This is a genomic window from Kitasatospora sp. NPDC057518, from assembly GCF_042802075.1.
Taxonomy (GTDB): Bacteria; Actinomycetota; Actinomycetes; order Streptomycetales; family Streptomycetaceae; genus Kitasatospora.
In genome coordinates this window covers 1-12,430 of sequence record NZ_JBHVEU010000262.1, presented here as the reverse complement: position 1 = coordinate 12,430, position 12,430 = coordinate 1, and the positions used below count along the sequence as shown (strand labels likewise).

At 70.9% G+C, this 12,430-nt stretch carries 7 protein-coding genes; 3 read left to right on the top strand and 4 right to left on the bottom strand.

Going from position 1 to position 12,430, the window contains the following annotated elements:
• Nucleotides 1–75: 75 nt before the first annotated feature.
• Nucleotides 76–2,283 (bottom strand): M4 family metallopeptidase, encoded by a 2,208-nt coding sequence (locus tag ACFU7Z_RS24965; RefSeq protein WP_380779767.1) that lies wholly within the window; start codon nucleotides 2,281–2,283, stop codon nucleotides 76–78.
• A gap of 337 nt (nucleotides 2,284–2,620) precedes the next feature.
• On the opposite strand from ACFU7Z_RS24965, the gene ACFU7Z_RS24960 reads away from it, so the two are divergent.
• Nucleotides 2,621–3,136 carry a DinB family protein gene (locus ACFU7Z_RS24960; protein ID WP_380779764.1) on the top strand — a complete coding sequence of 172 codons (516 nt, stop codon included), beginning with the start codon at nucleotides 2,621–2,623 and terminating at the stop codon, nucleotides 3,134–3,136.
• Nucleotides 3,137–3,188: 52 nt separating this feature from the next.
• On the opposite strand, the gene ACFU7Z_RS24955 is transcribed toward ACFU7Z_RS24960, so the two are convergent.
• Nucleotides 3,189–3,782: a DUF4291 domain-containing protein gene (locus tag ACFU7Z_RS24955; RefSeq protein WP_380779762.1), complete on the bottom strand. Its 594-nt coding sequence runs from the start codon at nucleotides 3,780–3,782 to the stop codon at nucleotides 3,189–3,191.
• A 297-nt stretch (nucleotides 3,783–4,079) separates the two neighbouring features.
• Here ACFU7Z_RS24955 and ACFU7Z_RS24950 point away from each other — a divergent pair, with 297 nt between their 5' ends.
• Nucleotides 4,080–4,628: a hypothetical protein gene (locus tag ACFU7Z_RS24950; RefSeq protein WP_380779760.1), complete on the top strand. Its 549-nt coding sequence runs from the start codon at nucleotides 4,080–4,082 to the stop codon at nucleotides 4,626–4,628.
• Nucleotides 4,625–4,987: a winged helix-turn-helix domain-containing protein gene (locus ACFU7Z_RS24945; protein ID WP_380779758.1), complete on the top strand. Its 363-nt coding sequence runs from the start codon at nucleotides 4,625–4,627 to the stop codon at nucleotides 4,985–4,987. The genes ACFU7Z_RS24950 and ACFU7Z_RS24945 overlap by 4 nt, the downstream gene beginning before the upstream one ends.
• 86 nt (nucleotides 4,988–5,073) lie before the next feature.
• Here ACFU7Z_RS24945 and ACFU7Z_RS24940 read toward each other — a convergent pair whose 3' ends face one another.
• Both ACFU7Z_RS24940 and ACFU7Z_RS24935 read right to left on the bottom strand, forming a co-directional pair.
• A complete protein-coding gene (locus ACFU7Z_RS24940) occupies nucleotides 5,074–5,661 on the bottom strand; it encodes a hypothetical protein (protein ID WP_380742875.1) in 588 nt (195 codons plus the stop codon).
• A gap of 197 nt (nucleotides 5,662–5,858) precedes the next feature.
• Nucleotides 5,859–12,383 (bottom strand): RHS repeat domain-containing protein, encoded by a 6,525-nt coding sequence (locus ACFU7Z_RS24935; RefSeq protein ID WP_380779756.1) that lies wholly within the window; start codon nucleotides 12,381–12,383, stop codon nucleotides 5,859–5,861.
• Nucleotides 12,384–12,430: the final 47 nt, after the last annotated feature.

The following is a 12,430-nucleotide window of genomic DNA, read 5'->3' as shown; positions in this document are numbered from 1 at the left end:
GGCGAAGACGTGCTCTCGCCGACCGGATCACCTCAGTGGTCCGTGCTCAGGGGGCCGTGCTCAGTGCGGGGGCGGTCAGAAGATGAGCTTCCAGCCGTCGAGGTGGCCGGAGTCGCCGCGGTACGTGTCCTGCATCCGGAGGCGCCAGGTGCCCTTGGCGGGCTGGGCGGAGGCGTCCACCGTGTACGTCTCGATGACGTTCTCGCCCGAGTCGCTGAAGCTGCCCTTCTTCAGCGAGTACACCGTGCCGTCCGGGCCGACCAGGTCGATGACCAGGTCGCCGCGCCAGGTGTGCTTGATGTCCACGCTCACCTTGAGGTCGCTCGGCGCCTGGCCCTGGAGCCGGTCGACGACGATGTCGGAGAAGACCGCCGGGCCGCCGTCCGGGATCGGCAGGGAGGTGCTGTTCGTGAAGATGCCCGGGGAGACCCGCCAGGTGAACGTCGTCGACGTCCTGCCGCGGTGGGAGCTCTGGGCGGTGACGGTGACCGTGTAGGTGCCCGGGAGGGCCGGGACGCCGGTGACGCGGCCGGTGACCGGGTGGAGCGTCAGGCCCAGCGGGAGGCCGGTCGCGTGGTAGGTGACGATGCCGGGGTTGAGGTTCGAGGCCTCGATCCCGAGGTCGGCGGAGGTGCCGATCGCGGTGATCTGGTTGGTGACGGGCTCCAGCAGGAGGCCGTCGACGACGCGCGGGCCGACGTTGATGGCCGCCCAGGCGTTGGCGGTGTTCTGGTACGTCGTGCTGTTCTTCCCGTACAGGTCGGAGGCGGCCTGGAGGGTGGCGGTGCGGGCGGCCGCGTAGTTGGTCGACGAGGTCATGTAGGTGGTGAGCGCCCGGTACCAGATCTTGGCCGCCGCGTCCCGGCCGATGCCGGTCACCGGCAGGCCGTCGGAGGTCGGGGAGTCGTAGGCCACGCCGTTGACGGTCTTGGCGCCGCTGCCCTCGGAGGCCAGGTAGAACCAGTGGTTGGCCGGGCCGGAGGAGTAGTGGACGTCGACGGAGCCGACGTCGGCCGACCAGTAGTCCCTGGAGCGGCCGTCCTTGGAGGGCTTGTCCATGTAGCGCAGCGGGCTGCCGTCGCCCCGGATGTCGATCTTCTCGCCGACCAGGTAGTCGCCCTTGTCCTCGGGGTTGTCGGCCCAGAACTCGATCGCGGCGGCCATGATGTCGGAGGTGGCCTCGTTGAGGCCGCCGGACTCGCCGCTGTAGACCAGCTTCGCGGTGGCGGAGGTGACGCCGTGGGTCATCTCGTGGGCGCCGACGTCGATGGAGGTCAGCGGCTTGACGTTGCCCGCGCCGTCGCCGTAGGTCATGCAGAAGCAGGCGTCGGACCAGAACGCGTTGACGTAGTTCTTGCCGTAGTGGACCCGGGTGTAGGCGCCTACGCCGTCGTCCTTGATGCCGTTGCGGCCGTGGACGTTCTTGTAGTAGTCCCAGGTGAGTTGGGCGCCGTAGGCGGCGTCGACGGCCGCGGTCTGCCGGTTGGCGACGGTGCCGTCGCCCCAGGTGTCGGTCGGGTTGGTGAACAGCGTCCTGGTGCCGCTGGTGCCGTTCAGGTCGTAGGTGCTGTGGCCGCCGCGGGTGTTGTCGGTCATCGCGAAGCCGCCGGCGACCGCCGAGGTGCCGATGGTGACCTGGCCCGAGTACTTGCTGGTGCCGACGCCGGTCTCGATGCCCTGGTACTCGAAGATCTTCTTGCCCGTGTCGGCGTCGGTGATGACGTGCAGTTCGGACGGCGTGCCGTCCTCCTGCGTACCGGTGACCACCGTCTCCCAGGCGAGCCGCGGGGTGCCGGACGCGGCCCAGACCACCTTGCGGGCGTCGTCGGCCGCCGCCTCCGTGACCTTCGCGCTCCCGGCGCTGTCGAGCGCGAGGCCCTTCGCCGCGTCGGCGCTCTCCTTGGGAGTGGTGTCGACGGCGATGTCCGCCTCGGTGGCCTTGGTGACGCCCCTGGTGGTGCCGTCGGGGGCGGTGTGGACGACCAGGTCGCCGCCGAGCACCGGGAGTCCGTCGAAGGTCCGCTCGTAGCGGGTGTGCAGGCTGCCGTCCGCGTCCTTGGTGACGCCCTTGACGACCAGCGCCTCCTTCGCGTCCAGGTTCAGCGACCTCGCGGTCTTCGCCAGGGACGCGTCCGCGGAGGCCAGCAGCTCGCCGCGCTGCTCGGGCGACAGCTGCACCGGCATCGCGCCGGCGAAGGCCTGGACCCCGGCGGGGGCCTCGGCGGGAGTCCCGGCAGGAGTGTCGGCGGCGGCGACGCCGGGCGTCAGAGCGGCCACGACCATCGCGGCGCCGACCAGCAACGCGCCCGCGGTGGTGGACTTTCGGGGGGATCGAGTCACACGGAACTCCTTCTGCGACGGCCCGGGTTCGGGGGGCCGGAGTCAGCCGGGCGGCCTGGGGTGACGCCGCCCGGTAGAGCTGGTGGTTCGAATGAGATGGGAAGGAACAGTGTCATTTTTGGTCTGAACGCGTCACCCTTTGTGCAACAAGTTGGCCGAATACCTTCGCCGATGACGTAATGGGGAGGTAATTCTTCGCCAGAAGGCGAGCAATGCGGGGGGAAAACCGGTGCACCGCGCTGTCGTGGGTACCGGCACGACGCCGTGGCAGACTCGGCCCATGACGATCTCCCTGCCCGAGCCCGACCAGCAACTCTCCGACCCCAGCGAGCTGTTGCTCGACTACCTCGACTACTACCGCTCCGTGATCGGCGCCAAGACCGAGGGGATGTCCGACACGGAGCTGCGCGCCAGCCGGCTCCCCTCCGGATGGACCATGCTCGAACTGCTGAAGCACCTCGTCCACATGGAGCAGCGCTGGCTGCGCTGGGGCTTCCGCGCCGAGCAGGTCCCGGCGCCCTGGGGCGACCGGGGCCCGGAGGACCGCTGGTACGTCGGACCGGAGGAAACGGCCGCCGAACTCCTCGCCGCGCTGCACGCGGGCGGCGAGCACACCCGGGCCGTCGTGTCGGGCACGCCCCTGTCCACCGTCGCCGCACCCGGCGGCCGCTTCCCCGACGACGGCACCCCGCGGCCCACCCTGGGCTGGATCCTGTTCCACGTCCTCCAGGAGTACGCCCGCCACGCGGGGCACCTGGACATCGTCCGCGAGCTCACCGACGGCGCCACCGGCTGACGCCCGCTGCCGGCTGACAGTCGCAGCCGGCGGGCGGGGTGCGCCCGCCGGCTCAGCCGGCCAGGTGGGCGAGCAGCGCGTCGCCCGCCGGGTAGGGGCGTTCGGCGGGGAGGAGCTGCCGGGCGGCCTCCAACTCCCCGTCCCGCACGTGGGCGTGGACCGCGTGCGCGAGCGCGGTGACGTCCTCGACCGCGACGATCCACTCCTCCGCGTACCGCGCGGCCGCCTCCCCGGCCAGGCCGAGTTGCAGCGACCGGTGGGGCAGTGGCTGAAGGTGCAGATCGCGCTCCGGATCCCACTGCACCCGCGCCGGGGACCTCTTCAACCGGCGCTGCCAGGAGGCCCGGTCGGGGTGCAGCCCGCGCTCGTAGTGGGACAGGCAGCTGTTCCGCAGCGCCCATTCGAAGCCCTCGCGGGTGATCTCGACCGCCAGGACGGTCTCCTGGCCCTCCTTCCTCGCCCACCCGCAGCGGTACATCATCCAGAGGAACGACGGCTTGATCCACGTCATCCGGTCCCGCTTCCACGCCGCCGGGAAGCGGCCGTCCCGAGCGGTGGGCAGCCCGATCTCCGGCGTGTACGCCTGGTAGACGGTCACCGTCGAGTCGGTGTGGAGGGCACGGATCCGGTGCTTCGGTTCTGACACGGTGACCAGGGTCGGCCTTCAACGCACCTCGCGCCAGCGATTTTCCCAGCTCGGTGGGGGTGTTTGCCCGTCAACCGCCCGCCGCGTACGGCCAGTTCGCAAACTGATCTCTGGACGCAATCGGTTTGTCATGCAAACCTGGTCCTCATGGCGACTCAACCCGTTCAGCCCTCAAGCGACCCCCGGCACCTCCTGGCAGCGACCGGCGCCGTGATCCAGCGCGTCCGCCGTGAGCAACGCGGCGCGTGGTTCCCGCTCCTGGCCTTCGCTGCCGTGAGGTTCGGCGCGATACCGATCGTGCGGTACGGCCAGGGTCCCTGCGACGCGCCCCGCTACGGCCTGGGCGGACTCTGCGTCAACTCCCTTCCTCCCGCCATGTGGTACTGGCCGGTGGCGCTGCTGCTCTCCTACGCCGCGATCAGCTGGTTCTACCTCCGCCGGTCCGCCCGGCTCGGCCTGGGCACCCGGATCCGGCCGTACCTCGTGCTGGGCGTCGTCCTCGCCCTGCTCATGACCGCCGACCAGGTGTGGACGGTGTCCCACCCGGGCTTCCTCGCCGACCTCTACGGGCAGCCGGGACCGCTCTCCGCGGTCGCCGACACGCTGATGAGCCCGGCCGGCACGATCGGTCTGGCGCTGCTGCTGCTCGCCTGGATCGAGCGCAGCTGGCCGCTCCTCGCCGTGACCTGCGGATACCTGATCGCCATGCTCTCCTCCGACGACCTTCCCAGCTTGTCCCCGTGGTCCTTCCTCCCCGGCGTGCTGCTGGAAGGCGGCGTGCTGCTGCTCGGCGGCGTCGCCCTCGCCCTGCTGCACCACCGGGCCCAGGGACGGTCGGCCGCATGACCGAGCACCCCACCAGCGGCCTCGACGACGTCGTCCACCAGCGCGTCCGCTTGGGCATCCTCGCGGTCGCCAAGGAGGCCCGGCGGGTGGAGTTCACCTTCCTGCGCACCACCCTCGGCCTCACCGCCGGCAACCTCTCCCAGCACCTCGGCGTCCTGGAGAAGGCCGGCCTGGTCACGATCGACAAGGGCTACGAGGGCAAGCGCGCCCGCACCTGGATCCAGCTCACCAGGGCCGGCAAGAAGGCCCTGCACGACGAGATCGCGGCACTCCGGAGCCTGATCCACCGCCTCGAAGGAGCCGAGGAACCCGACGGGGGAGCCGCCTCCGGCCCGGCAGCCGCCCCGGCGCCCCACTGAGATCGCCCGGGGGAACTCCCCTGGATGTGCCGCAGGGCGGCAGCACCGGCCGAACCGGTGCTGCCGCCCTGTGTGTTCCCGTCCGGTCAGCCGAGCGGGGTCAGCTCCACCTCGTAGCGGTAGAGCCGGTCGTTCACCCAGCACGCCAGGTCGGCGCCGACGGTGTGCCGGGCGAGTTCGGCGAGCAGGCGCTCGGTGAACCCGTCCAGCTGCCGGGCGTCGACCGCGGCGGCGCCGGAGCGGGCCCCGGCGGCGAAGGGGAGTTCCTCCGCACGGGACGACACGGTGTAGGCCACCGAGTCACCCGCGTCCTCCGACGGGGCGAGGTGCCGGTTGGGCTCGTCCTCGGCGAAGACCAGCCCGGTGCCCGAGGCGGCGCGGTTGGCCGCCTCGACCAGGGAGAAGCCCGGCTGCGCAGGCGGAGCCCCGTTGCCCAGCCGAACGTCGACCACGGCCTCCGGCAGCCCCGGGAGATCGACCCGGTAGCTGTAGTTCCCGTCGGCGTCGACGTAGGAGGCCGTCTCCAGGCCGCCCAGTGCCGCGTGCAGCCGGGCGGTCGCGAAGCGGCAGTAGGAGCGGAGCGCGGCGGCCACGTCCTCGCCTGCCAGATCCGCGACGCCGACGTGGAGTTGGCAGTCGAACAGACGCTCCGCGTACCCGTCATCGTGAATCAATCCGACAGCCGGGCCCGACACGTCACCGGGTTCGGTGGTCAGCCAGAGAGTGAGCCGTGAACCGTCCGGTCCCACCGTCTCGTGCCAGGTTCGCGCTGCCGGTCCGTTCGGGAGATCGAGGGTCGAGGCGATCTCCTCCGCCGTGAGGGAGGGCTCGTCAAGACGTCGGATGGAGACCACCGCATTGACCGACATGCTCAGCACCCCCCGCCACGGCACTTGGGTTCACTGCCGATCTTACCGCTGATCACCCAGCCGCCCCGGAGGTCGCCCCGGGCCCAGATCTGGTACTCCTGGAAGTGGGCCGTGTTGTTGCGCAGGAAGTTGTCGAGGCTGGTCATGGCCGTCTTGGCGTCGTATCCGTCCTTGAGGGTCACGTAGGCCCGGACGGCGCCCTTGCCTTCTGTCACACCCCTGAGTGAGTCCTTGACCACGTCCTTGCCGCTGCCTGTGGATGCCTTGAACTCCGACGGAACGCCGTCCACCCAGGCGTCCGATGTCTTGCCGTCCTCCTCCGGGATCGACACCACCTTGTGGCCCCCCTGGGCCAGGTCGAACGCGATCCGGTACTCGCCGACGGTGAATCCGCCCTTGTTGGCCTTGTCCTTGGTCAGCCGCTTGAAGTTGATCGGGTCGAACGGGTTGGTGCTCTCGTCGATCCGGCCGGCGGCCTCTTCGACCATGTTCTTGTCGAGGATGTCCTGGGCCATGTTGGCGAACTGGCAGCCGTCCTTGGCGGAGGGGCGGCAGTACTTCTTGTTGATCTCCCGGATCTTGTTCAGGTACTCGCCGATGATCGGGTTGTCCTTCTGCATCAGCCAGGCAACCCGCTGCTCGTGCCAGATCTTGCGGTTCTCGGGAGTGCCCGCGGTGGTCTTGCTCGGGGTCGGCTTCGATCCGCCGCCACCGCCACCGCCACCGCCGCCGCCACCGCCACCGTCGCCGTCATCGGCGGGGGTGTCCGTGACACAGCTGGTGACGCACTGGGGGCCCTTGGTCGGCTCGTGGAACGTGCCGTTCATGCCGACCCAGCCGTGCAACGCCATGTCGTTGCCCGAGCAGTCGTCGGCGCACATCTTGCGGCCGTCGGGGTCGCTGGTGCTGGTCGGGTTGCCGCCCGAGTAGGCGTACCCGTTCAGCTCCTTGGGGCTGGTCGGGTTGAACTCCGGGTCGATGCTGAGGAACCGGCCCAGGGACGGGTCGTAGTCGCGTGCCCCGAGGTGGACCACCCCGGTCGGCTCGTTGACGCCGCCGAGGAAGCCCCGGCTGCCCGCCCACGAGGCCGGCGCCGCGCCGCGCTGCTCGCCGTACGGGGTCGTCCGGCGCTGCGCCGCCGTGCCGGTGGAGGCGTCGACGTTGAGCTCGGAGGTGCCGTGGTGGTCGGTGACCTGGAAGCCGACCTTGTTGTCGTCCGTGCGGACGCCGACCGCCGAGCCCAGCGAGTAGTAGCGCGTGGCGGCGGGCTTGGCGGCGCCCTTGGCCAGGGTCAGCTCGGTGGCGCCGAGGTAGAGCGTCCAGCTCTCCGCGCCCGGGTTGGCGCTGTCCAGGACGTGCGAGGTCAGCCGGCTGCCGGCCGGGTCGTAGAGGTACTCCGTCGTCTTCGTGCTGGTGACGGGCCCGTTCTTGACGGTGTCGACGACCTTGCCGAGCTTGCCCTCGGCGTCCCAGGTCAGCGCCTGGTCGCTGGTGGCTCCGGCGGCGAGGTCCCGGTGGCGGGCGATGGTGTTGCCCGCCGGGTCGTAGCCGGCGGTCTCGGCGAGGACGCCGGTGCCGCTGGTGCCCTTCAGGGTGTGCGGCTGGGCGGCCGTCGCGCCGGGGTAGTTGTACTTGGCGGTGACGTCCTTGGCGGGGTCTCCGGTGGTGTCGTGCCGGGTCTGGGTGTCCCGGGTGCTGTCGGGGTTGAACTGCCAGCTGGTCCAGTACGGGGCCGGGCCGCCGAGCGCCTTGGCGTCGGGCGTGGCCGGGCAGCCGGTGCCGCTCGGGGTGAACGCCTCGGTGAGCCGGGCCAGGTAGTCGTACCGGAAGCACTGCCGGTCGGTGCCGGCGCGCGAGGTGTCGGTGATCGACGTGATGTTGCCGACCTGGTCGTAGCCGTAGACGGCCGCGCGTAGCGGGGTGGACACGCCGTACTGGTCGGTACGGCTGGAGGCCAGTCGCTGGGTGCCCCACTCGTAGGCGTTGGTGACGTAGAGCTGCTTGTTCGCCGTCCCGTCGGACAGCGTGCTCTGCAGCGGCTTGCTGGTCAGGCTGTAGGTCTGGCCGGTGAGGTAGCTGCTCAGACCCTGGGCCGTGGTCATCCGGGTGAGGGCGTCGTAGCCGTAGGCCACCGACTCGGCGGCGAGGTTGCCGGCCGCCGGGTAGCTGGTGCTCTGCGGCTTGCCGTCGAGCCGGTAGACGGTGCCGTTGACGTAGTTCCCGGCGAGCGCCTCCTGGCCCGGGACGGACGGAACGCTGAGCGTGGTCCGGGTCGCGCGGCCCAGCGCGTCGTACAGCGACCAGGTGGTCGTGTACGGGTACGCGGTGCCTCCGACGGTGGAGTACCGGGTCGCCGAGGAGATCAGGCCCTTGTTGCCGGACGGGTCCCAGGTCTGCGAGGTGAGCAGCGGGCCCGACACGGAGCCGGAGCGCAGCTCGGTCTGCCGGTCGAGGTTGTCGTAGACGTACGCCAGGGTCTGGTTGTTGCCGTCCCGGCTGGTGGCCAGCCGGCCGCGGTCGTCGTAGGTCTTGACCGCCGTGCCGGAGTCCGGGTCGACGGTCTTGACCTGGTGGCCCTGCTGGTCGTACGTCCAGCTCCACTGCGTGCCGGACTGGTCCGTCAGCCGGGTGGTGTGCCCGGCCGCGTCGTGGGCGTAGGTGGTGCGGTCGTAGTCACCGGCGGGGGAGCCCCCGCGGTACTGGCGGATCTCGGTGGTCCGGCCGCGGGCGTCGCTGATGGTCGTCGCCGGGGTGCCGCCGGCGGGCGGGGTGACGGTGACCCGGTCGCCGCCGTACTCGGTGAGCGTGGTGGAGATCGGGGTGCCGACGCCGTTGCCCGCCAGGGTGGTGGACTTGACGACGCGGCCGAGGCCGTCGTAGCTGTTGGCGGTCTGGGTCTCGACGCCGGTGGCGTCCTCGACCTTGAACAGGGTGGTGGAGGGCGCGCCCGTCGCGTAGTACGGGGCGTAGGCGAGCGCGGCCTGGCCGTGCTCGTCGAAGAAGGAGTCGGTCAGGACGCGGCCGCCGTTGTCGCCCGGGTCCTGGGTCTGCCGGATCCGGCCGAAGCCGTCGTACAGGGTGTACGCGGTGGCCTGGGAGCCGTCGGCGAGGAGCGCCTTGGTGGAGACGACGCGGATCTGGGCGTCGTTGTCGATGTACCCGAACTCGTGGTTCGGGGTCTGGCCGGTCGACTTGGAGCGGTTCGGCAGCCAGACCTTGAGGGTGCGGCCGAGCGCGTCGTACAGGCTGTCGGTGCGGCGGTTGTTGGCGTCGACGGTGTCGACGGTCTGGCCGCGCAGCAGGTCGAGGTCGGCGACGGAGACCATGGCGGTGGCGGGGTTACCCGCGACCACCGGGGGCCCGGTCGTGGTGACCTTGGTCGGCCGGCCGTTCGCCGGGGCGAAGCCGGTGGTGGTGGTCTGCGCCAGCGGGCTGGCGGTGGTCACCGGTCCCGTGGCGCCCGTGGTGTCGAACACCGTGGTGGACGCCAGCTTGGTGGTGCTGTCGGCACGGCCGTAGGCGTCGTAGTGGGTCGTCCCGTCCAGGTAGGTGGCCCGGTTGCCGGAGCGGGACTTCAGGACGTGCACCGTGGTGGGGTCGCCCTTGACGGGGGCGGCGCCGTAGGCCTGGCCGTCGTAGCGGGTGCGGATGTCCGACAGCACCGCGGAGGTGCCGTCCGCTTGGGTGTCGCGGTTCACGGCCGCCGAGCAGTTGGCGGCGACCATCTCGATCTGGACGCTGCCGGTGAGGATCCAGGCCGCGGTGTTGTCCGCGTACGTCGTGCGGGTGCAGGTGTCGTCGGTGCCGACCGCGACGTCGCCCAGGTCCTCGGTCTGCGTCGTACGGCCGTAGCCGTCGAACGAGGTCGCGGTGCGGGTCTCGCGCCAGGAGGCTCCGGCGCCCTTGTCGAGGGAGGTGAAGGACCGGGTCGCCTGGGTGCCGGTGAGGTTGGCGGTGGTGGTGCCCCAGTCGTTGGAGCGCTTGGCGGTCTCCTTCTTCCACGGGGTGCTGACGGACTTGGAGAGGATCACGCCGCCGGGCTTGTCGTACTGCTCGCTGCGGTACTCGTAGCCGGCCCAGGCCTGGTCGTCGGTCAGGACGGTGCCCTGGCCGTCGTCCACGGTGACGCCGCGCTTGCTGTTCTTGTCACCAGGATTGTCGCGGTCCTGGTCCATGCCGCGCAGGAAGTAGTGGTCGGCCTGGGTGGTCATGCCGGTGACGCCGCCGGTCTCGACCCGGGCGTGGGCGTAGCCGCGCCACTGGGACCAGGTCTTGAGCTTGGCCGGGGTCAGGCCGTCCTCGTCGTCGAAGTGCCAGGCGGCGTCGCCGAGGTAGCTGTAGTGGGTGACCATGTCGGGCGCGCCGCCGGTGCGGTCGGTGGCGATGACCGCTTCGACGACGTACTTGTTGAACCACTCCGTGGTCACCGGCACGTCGTTGGACGGCTGGTACATCTGCGGGAAGCAGCGGGTGGTGTTGGACTGCGGCGTGGGCAGGGCGTTCCAGTCGCAGGCCGCGGCGGAGTAGTTGACGTCGAGCTGGCCGCCCTGCTCGTCGGTGATGGTGCCCAGGCGCTGCTTGATGAACGGCATGCGGCCGTCGCCGACCTTGTCGAGCCGGTTCGCCAACTGCTTGTACGCGAAGCCGGTCTTGGGCAGGGTGATGGCCGGGGCGGCGGAGGAGCCGGTGTGCTGGATCGAGTCCAGCAGCAGCTGGTAGTCGAAGTCGGCGGTGCCCCACTTGTGGTTCAGGGTCCACGTGTCGACCGCGGCGTAGTTCCCGTCGGCCTGGAGCGTCCTGGCGGTGACGGAGGTCAGCCGGGTCCGGGTGAAGTAGGTCGGCGAGGACTGGCCGGTGCAGTCGGTGCCGTCCTTGCAGTTCTGGTCCCACGGGGTGTCGTACCAGTACTGCCGGTTGGCGTCGATCTTCGCCGGGTCGCAGAGCGCGGCGTTGGTCTCCAGGCAGCGTTCGGCGGTGCCGAAGTCGACCCGGCCCATCGGCTTGACGGTGGCCGAGTAGACGTCCTGCTGCTGCTGGCCGTACTCGATGTGGTCCAGACGGCCGCCCCGGATGTACGGCGTGCGGTCGGAGGCCTTCAGGTTGCGGCCGTAGTTGTTGGTCTCGGGGGTGTACCAGTAGGTGATGTCGTTGCCGTGGGCGTCGACCACCAGGTCCAGGTTCCACCGCCAGCCCTGCTGGCACCAGGAGGACGCGAAGTCGGCGCCGTTGCACGGCTCGCCCGCGTTGTTGCCGTACACCGGCACGGTGTAGACGGACTTGGTCTCCGGCTTGCCCGCCGACCAGTTCGGCAGGCGGTTGTAGCCGAAGTAGTAGTTCGTGCCGTCGGCGGTGGTGGCGCGGAAGTACTCGCCGTCGTTGTCGCCGTTGCCCCGGCCGGTGTCGCGCAGGCGGGTGACCTTGGTGTTGTCGTCGCCCTTGATCCGCCACTCGTCGCCGGAGACCGGGATCAGCTCGCCGGAGTGGCCGCCGAAGCTGATGGTGCCGTTGTCGGTGCCCCAGCACAGGTCGCCCGGGCTGTTGGTGCCGGTCTTGGGCGCGCCGTCGTCCGCGCAGGCCTTGTAGCTGCGCTCGACGAAGCCGGGGGAGAGCTCGAAGCCGTCACCGGCCCAGGAGGCCTGGTTGTTGCTGTTGGCCGTCCGGCCGTCGATCGCGCCGGAGTTGTAGGACAGCCCGATCTTCGGGGTCAGCCCGCCGGGCATCGTGGTCAGCGGCATGTCGTACGACCAGCTGAACGACCCGCTGTTCAGCGAGGTCGACCAGGAGGACGCCGGGGTCAGCGGCGTGGCCTTGTAGTCGCCGCTCGGACCGGCGCTGCCGGCCGTGGCGGCCAGCACCATCGCGCCCGGCGCGGACGCCAGCCGCATCGACCCGGCCGGGGCCGTGGTCAGGGAGTCCGCGGCGACGGTCTGCTTCGCCACGTCGTTGCCGCCCGGCAGCGGGGTCTGCACCCGGCACTCGGGCAGGTCGGGCGTGGTCAGCGCGCACTCGGGCAGGCGGACCAGCTTCAGCCGGGAGCCGAAGCCGGAGCCGGCGGCCTGGGCGAAGGACGAGTAGTCGACGGCCAGGCCGCTGTTCTCGTCGGCGCCGGAGACGGTCAGCAGCAGGCCGTTGATCCCGGCCTTGGCGGCGGCGTCCTGGCCGAGCAGCTCGACCTTCGCCTTGCCCGCCGCGCCGGCGGAGGAGAGGGCGACGGGCAGTTTGTCGGCCTTGACGGCCCTGCCCTTCTCGGCGGGGACGTCGACGGTGGCGCTGCCCGCGCCGGGCAGGGCGCCGTGCTTGCCGTCGACCGTGCTGACGGTGGTGTCGGCCTTGCGGCCCTTGGTCTTCGCGTCCGAGCCCTTGACCGGCTTCTCGGGCGAGACCGCCGAGGGCTTGGTGTACGGTTCCGCGGCCGCCGCGACGGCGGCCAGCGGCAGTGCCGGCAGCAGCGACCCGACCAGCGCGCCCGCGATGACCGCGGACACTCTGGTGCGGGTCGGCCTCGGCACCGACCTCTTCCTGCTCATGTGGGGAACAACTCCTCAGGGGAAAACGGGTGTGACGGACCGTGGGC